Origin of the sequence: Tundrisphaera macrotermitis, assembly GCF_051175315.1 — a bacterium.
In the GTDB taxonomy this organism is placed as follows: Bacteria; Planctomycetota; Planctomycetia; order Isosphaerales; family Isosphaeraceae; genus Tundrisphaera.
Window position 1 is genome coordinate 5,345,779 of the sequence record NZ_CP195100.1, and the last position, 16,746, is coordinate 5,362,524.

The following is a 16,746-nucleotide window of genomic DNA, read 5'->3' on the forward strand; positions in this document are numbered from 1 at the left end:
GGAAGGATGCCGAGCTGGATGGGCAGCTGGGGCGGTTCGTTGGCGGTGGGGCAGCCCTGGTGGCTGATCCTCCTGCCGTTGCTGCTCCTGCCCCTGCTTGGGTTCAGCTACCGGAGCCTGGCCGGGCTGGGCCAGGTCCGCCGCTGGGTGGCGATCCTGCTCCGCGCGGCGGTGGTCGCGGCGCTGGTACTGGCGATGGCCGAGGTCCAGACGGTCCGCCGCAACGAGAAGCTGACGACCATCTACGTCGTCGACGAGTCCGAGAGCATCCCGCTCGAATATCGCAAGCCGATCCTGGAGTACGTCACCGAGGACGCCCGCAAGCGCGACGCCCGCAAGGGGGACCTCGCCGGCGTGGTCGTCTTCGGCCGGTCGCCGAGCGTCGAGGCCCCCCCCGCCCCCACCGAGCCCAACCTGACGATGGGGGTGGAGAGCACCATCGACGGCCAGTACACCGACCTCGGCGGGGCGATCAAGCTGGCCCTGGCCACCTTCCCCGAGGACACGGCGCGGCGGATCGTGGTCATCTCCGACGGCAACGAGAACCGGGGCAACGCCCTGGAACAGGCCCTGGCCGCCAAGGCCCTCGGCGTCCAGGTGGACGTCCTGCCGGTCGACTACTTCTACGACCAGGAAGTGCTGGTCGAGAAGGTTTCCATCCCCCCCGACGTGAAGAAGGGGGAGACGGTCAACATCAACGTGGTGGTCCGGGCCAGCGGGGCGTCGCGCGGGTCGTTGCAGATCTTCCAGAAGGACAGCGAGAACCGGAGGGTCGCGGCGACCGGCAACGAGAAGCCGATGCCGGTCGAGCTGAAGCGCGGGATCAACGTCTTCACGCTCAAGCAGCAGATCGCCGAGCCCAGCTTCTACACGTTCACCGCCGAGTACGTCCCCGACCAGGGGACCGGGGACCGCCGGGCCATCAATAATGTGGCCAGCGGCTTCACCTATGCCCGGGGGATCGCCCAGGTCCTCCTGATCGAGGGGACGCGCGGCGAGCACGCCGAGCTGGTTAAGGCGCTCCGCGAGAAGCAGATCGAGGTCAAGGTCCTGGTCGCCCCCAGCGTGACCGGCGGCGGCAACGAAGGGGGCGACCCCCTGCCCGACGACCTCTCCCAGCTCCAGCCGTTCGACGCCGTGATCCTGGGCAACGTCCCCAAGGACGCGTTCACCGAGAACCAGCAGAAACTTCTCGAAGCCAACGTCCACGACATGGGCGCCGGGCTGATCATGCTGGGGGGCGAGAACAGCTTCGGCGCCGGCGGCTGGATGAACACGCCGGTCGAGAAGGCCCTGCCGGTGGACATGCAGATCAAGGCGCTGAAGGTCCAGGGCAAGGGCGCGCTGGTGCAGATCATGCACGCGACCGAGATCCCCGAGGGGAACTACTGGATGAAGGTCGTCGCCCAGGAGGCGATCAAGACCCTGTCCAGCTACGACTATTGCGGGATGGTCCACTGGGCCGGCCAGGAGGCGTGGCTGTTCACGATCCGCCCGGTCGGCAGCGGCAAGCCGGCGATGCTCCGGGCCATCGACCGGATGACCCCCGGCGACATGCCCGCCTTCGAGGGGACCTTGCAGATGGCCCTATCCGGCCTGATGAAGATCCCCGACGCCATGACCCGGCACATCATCGTGATCAGCGACGGCGACCCGTCCCCGCCGTCCGGGCCCCTGCTCAACCGCCTGATCGCCAACAAGATCACGGTCACCACCGTGGCCGTGGCCGCTCACGGCAACGACCCCGCCGCCCTGAGCACGATGCGCGACCTCGCGGTGAAGACCAAGGGCCGGTTCTACAACGTGACCAACCCCAAGGCCCTGCCCCGGATCTACCAGAAGGAGGCGCGGATCATCTCCCGCCCCCTGATCTTCGAGCAGCCCAAGCCCTGGCTGCCCAACCTCAAGTATCCCAGCGAGCCGGTCGTCGGCCTCGGGCCAAACTTGCCCCCGCTCACCGGGATCGTCCAGACCAGCCCCAAGGAGAGCGAGCTGGTCGAGGTGCCGATCGTGTCCCCCCTGCCCGCCGAGCAGCCGCCCCCCCTTCTGGCCCACTGGACCTACGGCCTGGGGCGGTCGGTGGCCTTCACCTCCGACGCCGGACGCAAGTGGGCGACCGCCTGGCCCGCCTGGGACAACTACGCCGCGTTCTGGTCGCAGGTCGTCCGCTGGGCGATGCGCCCCGTCGACAACCGGAACCTGGCGCTCAACGTCCGCCGCGAGGACGGCAAGATCAAGGTTGTGGTCGATGCCCTGGACAAGGACAGCCAGTTCCTCAACTTCCTCCAGATCCAGGGCTCCGTCCTCAGCCCCGACCTCAAGCGCAGCAGCCTGGAACTGGTCCAGACCGCCCCCGGCCGGTACGAGGGGACCGTCGACGAGGCGGAGGCCAGCGGCAACTACTTCGTGAACCTGGGCTATGCCGGCCCCGGCGACGTGAAGGGCGTGGTCTCCACCGGCGTGTCCGTCCCCTACTCCGATGAGTACCGCGAGCTGAAGGGGAACCCCGGCACCCTGGAGACGATCGCCTCGATCACCGAAGGCGAGACCCTATCCTGGAAGCGCCGGACCGACGGCTCGCTCGACCTGGCCCGGACCCTGGAGGAAAGCCGCCCGTTTCGCCGCGACAAGTTTACCCAGACCCCGCGCGCCCTCACGCCGCTCTGGCCGACGCTGCTCTGGCTGGCGGGCGTCCTGTTCCTGGGGGACGTGGCCGTGCGGCGGGTCTCGCCCGACTTCGCCCGGATGCGTCGCCAGCTCCTCGCCCAGTGGGAGAAGCTCAAGGGGCGCGAGGTCGCCCCGCCGGTCGAGTACATGGAGAAGCTCAAGGGCCGGAAGGCCGAGGTCGCCGACCAGATCGACCGCTCCCGCGCCGCGACCCGGTTCGAGGCCCCGCCCCCCTCGTCCGGCCCGCCCGTCGTGGTCGACGAACCCCTGCTGGGCGGGCAGGCCGGCACCTCCCGCCCCGCCGACCGGCCCCGGCCCCAGTCCCAGGCCCCCGGCATGGCCCCCGCCGGGCCCCAGCCCGAGCCCGAGAGCTACGCCAACCGCCTCCTCAAGGCCAAGCAGAAGGTGTGGGAGGAACGCGAGAAGGAAAAGGAGAAAGATAAGGACAGGAAGTAATCGCCCGCTCGGATCATCTCGCAGGGAGCCGCCACCATGTCCAGGACCGAAACCCACTCGCCGATCGTCCCAGGCCGGGATTTCGACCAAACCTTCCCGAGCGATCCGGGAGCCTCGGCCCCGGAACCCTCGAATGTCGAAGTCCCTGCCCGGCCGGAGGGCGTGCCCTATCGGTTCCACGTCGACGACTTCTACCGGATGATCGAGCTGGATTTCTTCGCCCGCGAGAGCCGGGTGGGCCTCTGGGACGGGCAGGTCTACGAGAAGATGGCGAAGAAGTATCCCCACTCCGCATCCTCGATCGAACTTCTCACCAACCTCTCGCGCGTCGTCACTCCCGGATGGTGCATCTCCGTCGAGAACCCGATCACGATCGCCCCGGACAAGGCCCCGCTGCCCGACCTGGCCATCCTCCGGGGCCGCGGGCGAGACTATTTCACCCGACGGCCCGGCGTGGCCGACGTTGGCCTGATCGTCGAACTCGCCGATTCGAGCCTGAAGATCGACACCGGCGTGAAGCTCGCGGCCTATGCTCGCGCGGGCATCCCGGCCTACTGGGTGGTCAACCTCGTGGCCAACGTCGTCCAGGTTTATGAGCGACCGATCCCCGAAGAAGGTCGGTATGATGTGTCGGAAAGCTACGCCCCGGGCGCGCTGATCCCGCTCCAGCTGGACGGCGTGGCGATCGGGCCGATTGCCGCGAGCGACCTCCTGCCGGCCCCCTGATGTCGCCGATCCCCCTCCCCGAAGGAAGCCGCATCGCCATGAGCACCGACCTCGCCTCGATGGAAGCCCGTGCCGCCGAGTTCCGCGACGCCTACGGCAAGGTCAAGGCCGAGATCGGCAAGGTGATCGTCGGCCACGAGGACATCATCCACGGCGTGCTGACCTGCCTCTTCGTCGGCGGCCATGCGCTGCTGGAAGGGGTGCCGGGGCTGGGCAAGACCTTGCTGATCCGCACGCTGGCCGACGCCATCGCGCTGGACTTCAACCGGATCCAGTTCACCCCGGACCTGATGCCGGCCGACATCATCGGCACTAACATCGTGATGGAGGGGCCCGACGGCCGCCGCCAGTTCGAGTTCCAGCGCGGGCCGTTGTTCTCGCAGATCGTCCTGGCCGACGAGATCAACCGGGCCACCCCCAAGACCCAATCGGCGTTGCTGGAGGCCATGCAGGAGCACTCGGTCACCGTGGGCGGGACGATCCACACGCTCAAGGAGCCGTTCTTCGTCATGGCGACGCAGAACCCGATCGAGCAGGAAGGGACCTACCCGCTGCCGGAGGCCCAGCTCGACCGGTTCCTGTTCAAGCTGGTGGTCGGCTACGCGACCCGCGAGGAACTGTCGATCGTCCTCGATCGGACGACCCGCGGGGAGAAGCCCCGGGCCACCAAGGTGATCGACGGCGAGACCCTGATCCGGATGCAGGCCCTGGTCCGCGACGTGATCGTGGCCCCGCACGTCCAGGATTATGCGATCCGCCTGGCCCTGGCCACCCACCCGGACGGCCCGTTCGCCGTGCCGATCACCAACCAGTACGTCCGCTGGGGCAGCAGCCCCCGAGGGGCCCAGACCCTGGTGCTGGCCGCAAAGGTCCGCGCCCTGCTCGACGGCCGGTTCAACGTCAGCTTCGAAGACCTCCGCCGCGTCTACCTGCCCGCCCTCCGGCACCGGACCCTCCTCAACTTCGAGGCCCAGGCCGAGGGGATCGACTGCGACGACGTCCTGCTCAAGATCCTCGACGCGGTCCCCGAGAAGGCCGACGATCGCGTCGCCGCCCGCGCCAGCTAACAAAGAGGAAGGGGCGATGATCGGCCCCGCCCCGGTCCGATGGTTGGACCGGGTTCGCATCAAGGAGTTCCCCACCATGCACGACATCTACGACCCGCCCCCCGCCCCGATCCCCTGGGCCCCGCCCGAGGCCGAGCCTTTGCACTGGACGGCCGGCGACCTTACCGTCCTGGCGTCCCTGGGCGTCCTGGTCGTCGTCGGCTCGCTGCTGGCCTGGCGCGTCGAGCCCACCCTGGCCCTGCTCATCCTGATGGGCGGCGCCCTGGTGATCGTGGAAAGCTGGTTCACCGCCCTGGGCTTCCTCCACCGCCGGCCGATCGGCGAGCTGGGCGCCCGCTGGAAGATCTTCCTCGCCGCCCTGCTCCCCTGGCTGTTCGGCCTCGGCTTCGCCGCCGCCCTGATGCTGGGCCTGTTCCAACTGTCCGACTGGGCCGGCTGATGCTGGGGAACCGAAGGATGACGCGAGAATCTCCGGGCCGGGCAGGGATGGTTATCGCCTACAGGGCTGGGCATCCGTCGTTCACATCCCGGAGGTTGTCATGTTGATCCTTCTGCTCGCGCTCTGCATCGGCCCGGATGATCTGGGACCGGATGCGCAGAAACTCGAAGGTCGATGGGAACTCGACTCCCTGAAGTTTGCCGGCGAGACCTACACCAAGGTCCAGATCCAACGACAGCTCAAGATCGAGGGCCGGGAGGCCACCTACTTCGCCGGCGATTCGAAAATGTTCTCGATGAAGATTACGCACCTGGATCCGTCCGCCGTGCCCGGGACCATCGACTTGACGAGTGACCGGGACGGGCAGACCATCTGGGGGATCTACAAGGTCGAGGGCGACACGCTGACGCTCTGCACCTCGTCGCGTGGGGGACGGCCGGCCGATTTCACGTCCGGGCACGAAAGCCCGAATCAACTCAACGTCTACAAACGAGCGAAGCCCTGATCTCCCGGAGCCCGACCCCGATGCCCGACGCCGCCTCGCCCCCCCTGCTCGACCCGACCTTCCTGCACAAGCTCGAACAGCTGGAGCTGGTCAGCAAGAAGATCTTCGTCGGCCGGATGAAGGGGGAGCGCAAGAGCAAGCGGCGCGGGTCGTCGGTGGAGTTCGCCGACCACCGCAACTACTCGGTCGGCGACGACCTCCGCCACATCGACTGGAACATCTACGGACGGCTCGACAAGCTGTTCCTCAAGCTGTTCCTGGAGGAGGAAGACCTCCACTTCTACACCCTGCTGGACACCAGCCTGTCGATGGATTTCGGCGAGCCGACCAAGCTCCACTACGGCAAGCAGGTAGCGGCGGCCCTGGCGTTCATCGGCCTGGTGAACCACGACCGGGTGATGCTCGACGCCTTCGGCACCGGGCTGGAGCCGGGCATGCCCAGCGTCCGGGGCCGGTCGCAGATGTACCGGGTGGTGCAGTACCTCGACGGCCTCAAGGCGTCGGGCGGCAGCGACCTCGCGGCGGCGGCCAAGTCGTTCGCGATCAAGCATTCCGGCAAGGGCGTGGTGATCCTGATCTCGGACTTCCTCGACAAGCGCGGGTACGAGCCCGCGCTCCGCTACCTCCTGGCCCGGAACATGGACATCTACGTCGTCCACGTCCTCAGCCAGGAGGAGGTGGAGCCCGAACTCGTCGGCGACCTCCGCCTCGTCGACGCCGAGGACGACGACATGGCCGAGATCTCCGTCTCCGCCCCCCTGCTCCGCCGCTACAAGGAGAACCTCAACGCCTTCGTCGGCGGCCTCAAGGAGTTCTGCTCGAAGCGCGGGATCACCTACATCTTCACCACCAACCAGGCCCCGTTCGACAAGCTGGTCCTCAACTACCTCCGCGAGCGGGGGCTGGTGCGATGAAATCGACCACCGAGAAGGGTTGCACTCCGGGGCGCCCGGGATGGATCGAGCGGCTTTACGTGATCGTCGTTGCCGTCATCGGGTATTCGATGACGATGGCCTCGGTCTTCGGCCTGGTGGCCCTGGGGATGTCCACCAGGCAGGTCGTTGGGGCCTACCTGATCGTCTCGCTGGCGAGTGCCCTCGCCTGGCTGATCCCGCGGGCCTGCCTGGGCAAGTTCCGCCCCGGCTGCGCGCCGGCCGTCGTCCGTTTCGGTTGGGGGCGAGGCATCGATGCCGCGGCTTGCGCCCAGGCGATGGTCGGTTTCTGGGGCCTGATCATCCGGGCGGTCCAGTCCCAGATCATCCACGACATCACGTTCCCCCTGATCGTGGTGGCATTCGTGATCAATAGCACGGCCGTCCGATGGATCACCGAGATCGAAGAGGGCCTGATCGCGGGGATCGGCAAGAAATCACCGATGGCCGTCGGGTCGTCGTGGGATGGCGAGACGGCCGGTTGAACGCAAGGATTAGATGATGGTCATCACGAATATGTACGTGTTCTTCGGCATCTCGGCGATGCTGTTCGCCTACCTCCTCTACACGATGATCCGCAAGCGCAAGGGCGAGCGGCCGGGGTTCGAGGATCACGACGCCGGCCTTTGACGGGCCGATCCGCACGGAACGGGAGAGGGTGACGCGATGGGTTCGGGGTTCCCGGTGCAATTCGTCCCGCAACTGGGCGCGGGGATGTGGGCCGCGCTGGCGGCGGTCCCGCTGGGGATCATCGCGCTCTACTTCCTCAAGCTCCGACGCCGACCGGTGCAGGTGCCCAGCACCCTGCTCTGGCGGAGGAGTGTGGAAGATCTGCGGGTCAACAGCCTGTTCCAGAGGCTGCGGAAAAGCCTGCTGCTGATCCTCCAGTTGCTGGTGGCCTTCCTGGTGATCCTGGCCCTGCTCGGGCCGAGGATGCGGGGGACGGTGACGCAGGGGGGCCGGTTCGTGCTGGCCATCGACAACTCGGCGAGCATGAACGCCACCGACGTCAAGCCGACCCGGCTGGCCGCCGCCAAGGCCGAGGCCAAGAAGATCGTGGCCGGGATGAGCGGCGACGACGTGGCCATGGTGATCTCGTTCTCCGACCGGGCCCGGGTCGTCAGCAACTACACCGGCAACCGCTCGCTCCTGAACCAGAGGATCGACGGCATCGCCCCGACCGAGGCCACCACCTCGCTCCGCGAAGCCCTGCAGGTCGCCGCCGGGCTGGCCAACCCTCAGAAGGAGGTCGAGGGGGTGGCCACCGCCCCGTTGATCCCGCCCAAGCTCAAGATCTACACCGACGGCGGGTTCGCCGACGTCGAGGGGTTCAGCCTCGGCAACCTCGAACCCGAGGTGATCGTGATCGGCACCGCCCTGGAAAGCGCGAAGCCGGCCGAGGGGGAATCCCGCGCCGATCCGGCCTCCAACAACGTGGCCATCCTCGCCTTGCAGACCCGCCGCAACGAGGAAAAGCCCGACATCTACCAGGTCTTCGGCCGGGTCCACAACTACCGCGCCGAGGACGTCGCCACCGAGGCCCAGCTCCTCCGCCACGACCCGGCCAGGCCCGGCGCGGCCCCAACTTTGATCGACGCCGTGGCCCTGACCGTCGGGGCCAGGTCGGACCAGTCGTTCAACTTCGACTTGCCCGACACCGGCGCGGCGGAGCTGGAGGTCCGGCTCAAGGACGTGGGCGACGACCTCCCGCTCGACGACCGGGCCTTCACCCTGATCGGCTCCCCGCGCAAGGCGCAGATCCTGGCCGTCACCGCCGGCAACCGCTACCTGGTCGATACCCTGCGGACCCCCCTGGCCCAGTCGCGGGCCGACGTGGTGGTGGTCACCCCCGCCGACGCCAAGGGGGACGACCTCCGCCGCGACGTGGCCGCCGGCCGGTTCGACCTGGTGATCTACGACCGCGTCCGCCCCGACCAGCCGCCCGAGGCCAACGCCCTCTACTTCGGGGCCCTACCCCCCGGCCCGGCCTACGAGAAGGCGTCGGCGGTCGAATCGCCGGTGATCCTCGACGTGAACGGGTCGCACCCCTTGATGCAGTACATCCGCGACCTGTCGGTGGTCCGCGTCGCCAAGGCGACGGTCGCCGAACCGCCCCCGGGCTCGACGGTCCTGATCGAGGGGGATTCCGGCCCCCTGGCGTTCGTCGCCCCGCGCGGCGGGTTCGCCGACGCGGTGGTCGGGTTCGCCCTCGTCGACGGCTCGACTTTCAACACCGACTGGGTGACCAAATACAGCTTTCCCCTCTTCCTGCTCAACGCCGTCCAGACGCTGGGCAACGCGGTCGAGTCGGCCGGCGAGGAGGTCCACGCCCCGGGCCAGCCGGTCGTCCTCCGGGCCGAGGCCTCGCCCGACGCCGTGACCGTCACCGGCCCGGCCGGGAAGCCGACCCCGCTCGCGAAGACCCCGCAGGGGACGTTCCTCTACAACGACGCCAACGCGACCGGGCTCTACCGCGTCGCCTGGGAGCCCGACGGGCGGAGGGTCTTCGCCGTCAACCAGTTCGACGCCCGCGAGAGCAACCTCGCCCCGCGCGGGCTGGTGCCGGAGGGCGTCCCCGCCGACCAGGCCGAGGGCTACAAGATCAAGATCGGCTACAACCCCGTCGTCGGCACGGCCCGGTCGATCCAGACCCCCCGCGACTGGTGGAAGCCGCTGGCCCTGCTGGCGCTGGGCGTGGTGGTCGTCGAGTGGTACGTCTACAACCGGAGGGTGACCATCTGACCGCCCTGCGATGGGGATGGCTGATCCTGCTCGGCCCGGCCCTGGCCTCGGCCGACGACGGCCCCGAGGACCGGGCCCTGGCCTACCTGGCACGCGAGGTGCCACGGTGGTCGGCCGAGCATCGCTGCTTCTCGTGCCACAACAACGGCGACGCCGCGCGGGCCCTGTACGCGGCGATCCGGCTCGGCCGGCCGGTCCCGGCCGAGGCGACCGCCGACACCGACCGCTGGCTGTCCCGCCCCGAGGGCTGGGAGAAGAACGGGGGCGACGGCCCGTTCAGCGACAAGCCGCTGGCCCGGATCCAGTTCGCCTCGGCCCTGGCGGCGGCCATCGACGCGGGCCGGGCCCGCGACCGATCCGCCCTCCGGCGGGCCGCCCTCGATCTGGCCGAAGACCAGGCGGAGGACGGTTCGTGGCCGGTCGAGGACGGCGGCCGGGTCGGCTCGCCCGCCGCCTACGGCCGCCCCCTGGCCGCCGCGATGGCCATCGCCTCGCTCCGCGCCGCCGACCCGGATCGCCATCGCGCCCGGATCGAGCGGGGGGAACGCTGGCTGCTCGGGCTCACGCCCCGCAACATCCCGGACGCCTCGGCCCGGCTGATGGCGCTGGCCGGCCGCGACCTCCCCGGAGCGGCCGAGGCCCGCGTGCATGACCTCGACCTGCTCCGTCGCGGCCAGGCGCCCGACGGCGGCTGGGGCCCGTTCGCGGACGCCGCCCCCGAGCCGTTCGACACGGCCATCGCCCTGCTGGCCCTCGATCGCCATCGCGGCGAGCCGGGCGTCCCGGCGATGCTCGGGCGGGGCCGGGCCTTCCTGGTCGCGGCCCAGGACGAGGACGGGAGCTGGCCCGAGACGACCCGTCCCGCCGGCGGCGAGAGCTACGCGCAACGCCTGTCGACGACGGGCTGGGCCGCGCTGGCCTTGGGACGCTCCCGCATCGGCCGCGACGATTGACCCGTCCGGCCGACGTCCCTACCGGCGAAGGACGCTCCGCGTGGACGGCGACCCTGGCCGTCATGTTGACATTTATCACCATTCGCGGCGGCGATGGCCGTCGGGCGATGGAATTCGTTTGAACCAGACCTCGGACGCCCATAAAGTATCAAATGTTCTGCATTTAATTAATTAAGCCGCACATCAAGCTTTATTAGCCCGAGAGGCTCCCCCATGTCCCATCGGAATCGCCGCCTCGCCCCGGCCCGCCGCGGCGGCAACCCCGCGACGCGACGGGCGATCCGCATGATCCCGGGCGTCGAGGCGTTGGATCGGCGCGACCTGCCGGCCGTGGTGGGCCCCTGGGCGACGCTGGACGTCGCCTCGACGATCGCCGCGGGCCAGGGCCAGGCACTCGCCGTGGATGCCGGGCAGCTCCGGGCGATCCTGGACCGGGCGCCGATGGAGTTCACGGCCGGGGCCGCGACCTCGCCGGCCCTCCTGCCGATCCCGATGCCCGACGGCACCTTCGACCGATTCACGATCGTCGAGGCGCCGATCATGGAGCCGGGGCTGGCCGCGCAGTTCCCGGACATCAAGACCTATCGCGGCCAGGGGATCGACGACCCGACCGCGACCTTGAGGCTGAGCCTCACGCCGCTGGGCCTGAACGCGTCGATCATGGGGCCGTCGAGCACCATCCTGATCGGCCCCGACGGCGGCGCGGGCTCCGGGCTCTACGTGAGCTACGACGCCGACGCGCTGCCCGCGGGCGACCCGATGGATTGCGACATCCTGGATGCCCACGGCGACGAGGGGCACGCGCACCTCGGGGGCGGATCGGCCTCGACGGCCTCGTACGGCCTCGACCCGGCGGCCCCCCATTCCGGATGCGACTGCCCGCTCTGCCGGGGGGCGGTCGCCCTCGCCGAGTCGGACGGCTTCAATCCCCTGCCCCTGTCCGACGTTGTGCCGTTCCAGTCGGGCTCGCAGCTCCGCACCTACCGGATGGCGATGGCGGCCACCGGCGAGTTCACCGCCAGCTACGGCGGGACCGTGGGCGGCGGGCTGGCGGCCGTCACGGCGCTGCTGAACCAGGTCATCCAGGTCTACGAGAACACGCTGGCCATCCGCTTCGTGCTGGTCGCCAACAACGCCTCGATCATCTACACCAACGCCGCCACCGACCCCTACACGGGGACCGACGTCGGCACCATGCTCGATCAGAACCGGACGAACCTGAACGCGGCCATCGGCGTGGCCGGCTATGACATCGGCCACGTCGTCACCACGGCCGCCGGGGGCGGGGTCGCCTACCTGGGCGTGGTCGGCAATTCGAGCTACAAGGGGGGCGGCGCGTCGGGCTCCCAGGGCATGGGCGTGGACGGCACCGCCAACTTCTACTACCGGGTCGCCCACGAGATCGGCCACCAGTTCAGCGCCAACCACACGTTCAACTACGTCGACGCCCAGCGCAACGCGAACACGGCCTATGAGTACGGCTACGGCACGTCGATCATGTCGTATGGCCACCTGAACCAGGGCCGCCACCCGACCCTGCACCACGAGTCGCTGCGCGAGATCATCAACTACGCCGATACCGTGATCCCGAACGTGGGCACCCGCACCTCCACCGGCAACGCCGTCCCGACCGTGGACGCCGGGCCCAACTACGTCATCCCCGCCAATACGCCGTTCGTCCTGACCGCCATCGGGTCCGACCCCAACGGCGACCCGCTCACCTATTCCTGGGAGCAGCGCGAACTCGGGCCGGCGCAGAATCCGGGCTCGGCCGACAACGGCGACAGCCCCTGGATGCGGGTCCGCCCGCCGACGTCCTCGCCGTCGCGCACCTTCCCGACCCTGAACACGCTGATCAACAACACCGCCCCCGCCGACGACGAGAGGTACTTCACCGCCAACCGAACCACGACCTTCCGCGTGGTCGCCCGCGACAACCGATCCGGGGGCGGCGCCGTCAACTGGGACGACATGACGCTGACCGTCGTCGCCACCGGGGCCGCGTTCGCGGTCACCGCGCCGAACACGGCCGTCACCTGGACCGGCAACACCTCGCAGACCGTCGCCTGGAACGTGGCCGGGACGAACGCGGGGCCGGTCAACACGCCCCTGGTGAACATCTTCCTCTCCATCGACGGCGGCTTCACCTACAGCCTGCTGCTGGGCAACACCCCCAACGACGGCTCGGAGGGGATCGTGGTCCCCACCGGCATCGACACCAACCTGGCCCGGATCCGCATCCAGGGGGCCGGTAACATCTTCTTCGACATCTCCAACGTCAACTTCGCGATCCGCCCGGCGGCGGCCCCGACGACCGTCACCGCCGTCTCCTCGACCGCCTCCAACGGCGTGTACGGGATCGGCGCGACCATCCCGATCACGATCCAGTTCGCCGCCGCGGTGAACGTCGCCGGGACCCCGGTCCTCGCCCTGAACTCGGGCGGCACGGCGACCTACGTGAGCGGTTCGGGCACGAACACGCTAACCTTCGCCTACGTCGTGGGGTCCGGCCAGTCCAGCCCCGACCTCGACTACGCGTCGGCCTCGGCCCTGACGCTCTCCGGCGGCTCGATCGCGTCCGGGGGCGTCCCGGCCAGCCTGACGCTGCCGGCCGTCGGAGGCCCGGGCTCGCTCGGGGCGAACCGGAATCTCCGGGTCGACGGCGTCGCCCCCGTCGTGCTCGAATACCGCGTCCTGTTCGGGTCGCGGTCGTATCGCCTCACCTCGGCGGACCGGATCCTGCCCTGGGAGATCACCGGGATCCAGGTCGTCTTCAGCGAGGCGATCTCCTCCGGCGACGTCGCCAGCCTGGCCGGGCTGTCCGGCACCTCGTTCTCGGGCCTCGGCGGCGACACCCTGACCTGGGGGATCGGCGCGCTGACGCAGGGCGTCTTCGCCACCTCGCTGCTGGGCTCCGGGGCGTCGGCCCTGAGGGATGCCGCCGGCAACCCGCTGCTGGGCGGAGGCTACGCCCAGGGCTTCCGGGTGCTGTTCGGCGACGTCGACGGCGACGGCTTCGTCAGCAGCGCCGACATGACCACCGCGCTCAACTTCGTCGGTCTCGCCGACCCGTTCGCCGACCTCGACGGCGACGGGGACGTCGACCTCGCCGATGCCCGGATCGCACGCCGTCGGATCGGCGCCCAACTCTGACCGTCCCCCGACCCCGACGCGACCTCCTCAACCCGACCCTCGACCCATCCGGGAGATCTCATGGCCTTGTACCCCCACGCCGGTGCCGCCCCTCGCCCCCGCCCGGCCCGCCTCGCCTTCGCCGCGGCGTTGCTGATCGCGGCCTTCGGCACGGCCGCCGCCCCCGCCCGAGCCGCCCTGGTCGTCGACGTCCAGTCGATCACGGTCGCGCCGGGTTCGTCGGGCAACGCGCTCGGCATCACGCTGACCAACACCGGGCCGGGCTCCGTCACGATCGCGGGCTTCTCGTTCGGCCTGACGACGAGCCCCGGGATCACGTTCACCGAGGCGGACACGTCGGTCGCCTCGTACATCTTCGCGGGCCGCTCCCTGTTCGGCCCGATCATCTCGATCACCCCCCCCGGCACGACCCTGGAGGCCTCGGACAACTGGGACACGCCGAACGCCGGGGTCGTGCTGGCCTCGGGCGCGACCGTGGGGCTGGGGCGCGTGCTGTTCAATGCCGCCGCGGCCGGCCAGTTCCCCGTCGCGCTCCAGGTCTTCCCGACGACCAGCCTGTCCGGGCCGACCGGCGCCAACATCCCGATCACGACGCGCAACAACGGGGTGATCACGGTCGGCACCCAGGCCGTCCCCGAGCCGTCCTCGGCGGCCCTGCTCGGCCTCGGCCTGGCCCTGGTCGCCCGGGCCCGGCGGCCGGGGAAGCGACGCCCCCCGCGCCGGGCGGCCTGACGCGGCACCGCCGATCCCGGCTGCCCGAGTGCAGCCGGGGCGGCCGGCCGGCGGCGTCGCGGAACGTCATCAAGGCCGGGGCCGGCCCGCAGCCCGCGACGCAGGGCGGGCGTCAGCGGATCGGCACCGGCACCCGGACCGTCCCGGACTCGGGCCGGGCCGTGATCGGCCGGGCGGCGTCGACCTCGAACGGGCGGCGGACGCTGTTGCCGGCCAGGTCTTCCAGGTCGTCCTCGACCTGCAAGGCATGTTCGCCGGCCGCCCAGGGCCGATCCGGGGCGAACCGCCAGGCGGTCGCGCCGTCGTCGACCGTCGCCCGGCCGGCGACCGGGCCGCCCCGGGGATCGACGAGCGCGAGGCCGCTTTCGAGCATGGCCCGGTCCAGGGGCTCGGGGAAGCGGACCACCAGCGGCCGGCGCGTCCCGGCGGCCGGGGCGTCGATGGCCCAGGTGCGGGGATCGGGCTGGACCGCGTCGGCCGGGCCGACCGCGAACCGCTTGCGGGCCCCCGCGGCGAGCGGCTCCCCCTCGGCATCGCGCCACGCGGGCAGGACTTCAAGCGTGTAGGATCGGCCGGCTTCCAGGATCGGGCCCAGGTCCTCGCGGGGCTTGAGCCCCTGCTTGATCCGGCCGGGGTCGAGCAGCAGGGTGATCCGCGTGCCCGACCGATCCCACAGCTCCTCGCCCAGTTCCAGGAACGGCAGGTCGAGCGGATGCCCCTCCCCGTCCAGGATGCGGACCCGGGTATACGCCTCGCCCCGGGCCATCGGGGCCGAGAAGTGGACGTAGAACTTGAGCAGGTTCTCGGGCACCCGATCGGCGGCCGGGTCGATCCGGGTCACGCTCGTCGCCGGACGGGCCGGCTTCGGGACGAGGTGGGCGGACTCCCCCTCGGACCCGGCGACCCGATAATTCGCCCGGTAGGTGCGGCCCCGATCCAGCGGGAACCGGGGCTCGAACCGGAGCACATCGCCGACGACCCGGCACGTCCCCAGCATCGGTCGGGCCGCCCCCTCGATGCGGACGGAGAGGGCGTCCGGGCCCGGCGCGGCGTCGAGGGATCCGGCGGGGAGGCCGATGACCTCGACGGCCACGATCCGCCCCGACGCATCATCAACCCAGCGCACGGACGGCCCGGGCCCGTCGGCGGCGATCGCCGAGAGGGCCAGGGCCGAGAGCATCCAGGCCAGGTGCGGCCGGATCACGGCAGGGGGATAGTTTCGAGGTCCTGCGCACCCCCCTCGCGCTCGACCACGACGAGGGCGAAGTCCTTGTCGAGCGAGTCGAGCTGGGTCACGCCCTTCAGGCCGTCGACCGCCTGGTACGGCTGGCCTTCGGTCTTGCCGTCCTTGACGCGTTCGGTGATCGAGGCGGCCTTGTCCAGCCCGTCGGCGGGGATCTTCATCACGCCCCGGCTGTTGTTGGCCATGAGCAGGAAGTCCTTGCCGTCCTTCCGGTAGACGATCATGTCGAGCGGGCGGTTGCGGTTGCCCAGCTCGGCCACGGTGGTCCCCTTGAAGTGCTGGCCCGGCTTCAGAGCGGCGACCGGCACCTTGACCAGCGGCGTGCAGGTGTAGGCGGCCATCAGGTAGGGCTCGCCGTCGATCTTGTACGGGGCGAAGGTGCGGACCGGCGACTTGGTCTCGAACTGGCCGTGGGCCCCGTGGTAGATCTCGACGCTGGTCCCCTCGCCCGCCTTGCCGGTGAACGGATAGGGGATGGCGACCAGCCGCGAGGAGAACTCCTCGTTGGACAGGCCGGCGACGAACACCTGGCCGTCGACGTAGGCGAGGTCGGTGATCGACTCGTTGCGCGGGCTCACGCCCCTCTTGGCCGGGGCATTCGCGGCGGGCGGGTTGGCCAGGGCGGCCTTGCCGAAGGCGACGTCCTTCATCTCCAGGACGTCGATCTTGCCCGTGCCGTCGACCCGGACGATCACCGGCGAGGCGTCCGGCCCGCGCCCGCGCGACGCCGACAGGTAGGCCTTGCCCGAGGCGGGGTTCACCGCCAGGTCATTGATCAGGATCTCGCGGGGCTCGGTCCCCAGCAACTCGGCGATCTTGGCGGACAGCCCCTCGACCTTGATCGATGCGCCGGGCGAGCCCGGCGCCTGGTCGCCGGTCTCGACGGCGAAGATGGCCGCCCCCCGGGTGTCGCCGATGAACAGGAGCCCGCCCGGACCGAACGCCAGCGGCCCCGCCGACTGGATGTCGGGCGTCCCCCGGCTCAACCCCGCCCCCTGCGCCGGGGCCGCCAGCGCGAGCCCCACCACCGCCGCCCACTTCCATCGAGACTGAATCATGCGACCTGCCCCCTCTTGGAGTCCACGATGCGATCCGACGATGCTCGGCCCGCGACGATCCGGGGCGAGAGGG

At 70.2% G+C, this 16,746-nt stretch carries 14 protein-coding genes; 12 read left to right on the forward strand and 2 right to left on the reverse strand.

Going from position 1 to position 16,746, the window contains the following annotated elements; all coding sequences use genetic code 11:
* The first annotated feature begins 6 nt into the window (after nt 1-6).
* From TA3x_RS21720 to TA3x_RS21775, 12 genes are all read left to right on the forward strand, one after another.
* Nucleotides 7-3,123: a glutamine amidotransferase gene (locus TA3x_RS21720; RefSeq protein WP_435016768.1), complete on the forward strand. Its 3,117-nt coding sequence runs from the start codon at nt 7-9 to the stop codon at nt 3,121-3,123.
* Nucleotides 3,124-3,159: 36 nt separating this feature from the next.
* Complete coding sequence (locus TA3x_RS21725; RefSeq protein ID WP_435016769.1) at nt 3,160-3,849, forward strand: Uma2 family endonuclease; 690 nt, start codon at nt 3,160-3,162, stop codon at nt 3,847-3,849.
* 38 nt (nt 3,850-3,887) lie between these two features.
* Nucleotides 3,888-4,916: an AAA family ATPase gene (locus TA3x_RS21730; RefSeq protein ID WP_435016770.1), complete on the forward strand. Its 1,029-nt coding sequence runs from the start codon at nt 3,888-3,890 to the stop codon at nt 4,914-4,916.
* 16 nt (nt 4,917-4,932) lie between these two features.
* Nucleotides 4,933-5,355 carry a hypothetical protein gene (locus TA3x_RS21735; protein ID WP_435016771.1) on the forward strand — a complete coding sequence of 141 codons (423 nt, stop codon included), beginning with the start codon at nt 4,933-4,935 and terminating at the stop codon, nt 5,353-5,355.
* A 100-nt stretch (nt 5,356-5,455) separates the two neighbouring features.
* Nucleotides 5,456-5,860 (forward strand): TIGR03067 domain-containing protein, encoded by a 405-nt coding sequence (locus TA3x_RS21740; protein ID WP_435016772.1) that lies wholly within the window; start codon nt 5,456-5,458, stop codon nt 5,858-5,860.
* A 20-nt stretch (nt 5,861-5,880) separates the two neighbouring features.
* The gene (locus TA3x_RS21745; protein ID WP_435016773.1) at nt 5,881-6,774 is read left to right on the forward strand and encodes a DUF58 domain-containing protein; all 894 of its coding nucleotides are present in this window, start codon (nt 5,881-5,883) and stop codon (nt 6,772-6,774) included.
* On the forward strand, nt 6,771-7,277 hold the full coding sequence (locus tag TA3x_RS21750) for a hypothetical protein (protein WP_435016774.1): 507 nt from the start codon (nt 6,771-6,773) through the stop codon (nt 7,275-7,277). Before TA3x_RS21745 ends, TA3x_RS21750 begins: the two co-directional genes overlap by 4 nt.
* Before the next feature lie 13 nt (nt 7,278-7,290).
* Nucleotides 7,291-7,422 (forward strand): hypothetical protein, encoded by a 132-nt coding sequence (locus TA3x_RS21755; protein ID WP_435016775.1) that lies wholly within the window; start codon nt 7,291-7,293, stop codon nt 7,420-7,422.
* Nucleotides 7,423-7,458: 36 nt separating this feature from the next.
* Nucleotides 7,459-9,534 carry a vWA domain-containing protein gene (locus tag TA3x_RS21760; RefSeq protein ID WP_435016776.1) on the forward strand — a complete coding sequence of 692 codons (2,076 nt, stop codon included), beginning with the start codon at nt 7,459-7,461 and terminating at the stop codon, nt 9,532-9,534.
* The gene (locus tag TA3x_RS21765; protein WP_435016777.1) at nt 9,501-10,487 is read left to right on the forward strand and encodes a hypothetical protein; all 987 of its coding nucleotides are present in this window, start codon (nt 9,501-9,503) and stop codon (nt 10,485-10,487) included. The genes TA3x_RS21760 and TA3x_RS21765 overlap by 34 nt, the downstream gene beginning before the upstream one ends.
* Before the next feature lie 213 nt (nt 10,488-10,700).
* A complete protein-coding gene (locus TA3x_RS21770; RefSeq protein WP_435016778.1) occupies nt 10,701-13,640 on the forward strand; it encodes a reprolysin-like metallopeptidase in 2,940 nt (979 codons plus the stop codon).
* Between the two features lie 60 nt (nt 13,641-13,700).
* Complete coding sequence (locus tag TA3x_RS21775) at nt 13,701-14,372, forward strand: PEP-CTERM sorting domain-containing protein (protein ID WP_435016779.1); 672 nt, start codon at nt 13,701-13,703, stop codon at nt 14,370-14,372.
* Nucleotides 14,373-14,484: 112 nt separating this feature from the next.
* Here the strand turns inward: TA3x_RS21775 and TA3x_RS21780 are convergent, their stop codons facing one another.
* The gene (locus tag TA3x_RS21780; protein WP_435016780.1) at nt 14,485-15,576 is read right to left on the reverse strand and encodes an Ig-like domain-containing protein; all 1,092 of its coding nucleotides are present in this window, start codon (nt 15,574-15,576) and stop codon (nt 14,485-14,487) included.
* Nucleotides 15,573-16,673, reverse strand: a complete 1,101-nt coding sequence (locus TA3x_RS21785; protein WP_435016781.1) for a hypothetical protein — start codon at nt 16,671-16,673, stop codon at nt 15,573-15,575. Before TA3x_RS21785 ends, TA3x_RS21780 begins: the two co-directional genes overlap by 4 nt.
* Between the last annotated feature and the right edge of the window lie 73 nt (nt 16,674-16,746).

What these genes read in the sequence shown, in the direction of transcription:
- TA3x_RS21735 (WP_435016771.1), top strand. Translation starts at nt 4,933, where the DNA reads ATGATCGGCCCCGCCCCGGTCCGATGGTTGGACCGGGTTCGCATCAAG.
- TA3x_RS21750 (WP_435016774.1), top strand. Translation starts at nt 6,771, where the DNA reads ATGAAATCGACCACCGAGAAGGGTTGCACTCCGGGGCGCCCGGGATGG.
- TA3x_RS21770 (WP_435016778.1), top strand. Translation starts at nt 10,701, where the DNA reads ATGTCCCATCGGAATCGCCGCCTCGCCCCGGCCCGCCGCGGCGGCAAC.
- TA3x_RS21740 (WP_435016772.1), top strand. Translation starts at nt 5,456, where the DNA reads ATGTTGATCCTTCTGCTCGCGCTCTGCATCGGCCCGGATGATCTGGGA.
- TA3x_RS21725 (WP_435016769.1), top strand. Translation starts at nt 3,160, where the DNA reads ATGTCCAGGACCGAAACCCACTCGCCGATCGTCCCAGGCCGGGATTTC.
- TA3x_RS21775 (WP_435016779.1), top strand. Translation starts at nt 13,701, where the DNA reads ATGGCCTTGTACCCCCACGCCGGTGCCGCCCCTCGCCCCCGCCCGGCC.
- TA3x_RS21785 (WP_435016781.1), bottom strand. Translation starts at nt 16,673, where the DNA reads ATGATTCAGTCTCGATGGAAGTGGGCGGCGGTGGTGGGGCTCGCGCTG.
- TA3x_RS21760 (WP_435016776.1), top strand. Translation starts at nt 7,459, where the DNA reads ATGGGTTCGGGGTTCCCGGTGCAATTCGTCCCGCAACTGGGCGCGGGG.
- TA3x_RS21720 (WP_435016768.1), top strand. Translation starts at nt 7, where the DNA reads ATGCCGAGCTGGATGGGCAGCTGGGGCGGTTCGTTGGCGGTGGGGCAG.
- TA3x_RS21745 (WP_435016773.1), top strand. Translation starts at nt 5,881, where the DNA reads ATGCCCGACGCCGCCTCGCCCCCCCTGCTCGACCCGACCTTCCTGCAC.
- TA3x_RS21730 (WP_435016770.1), top strand. Translation starts at nt 3,888, where the DNA reads ATGAGCACCGACCTCGCCTCGATGGAAGCCCGTGCCGCCGAGTTCCGC.
- TA3x_RS21755 (WP_435016775.1), top strand. Translation starts at nt 7,291, where the DNA reads ATGATGGTCATCACGAATATGTACGTGTTCTTCGGCATCTCGGCGATG.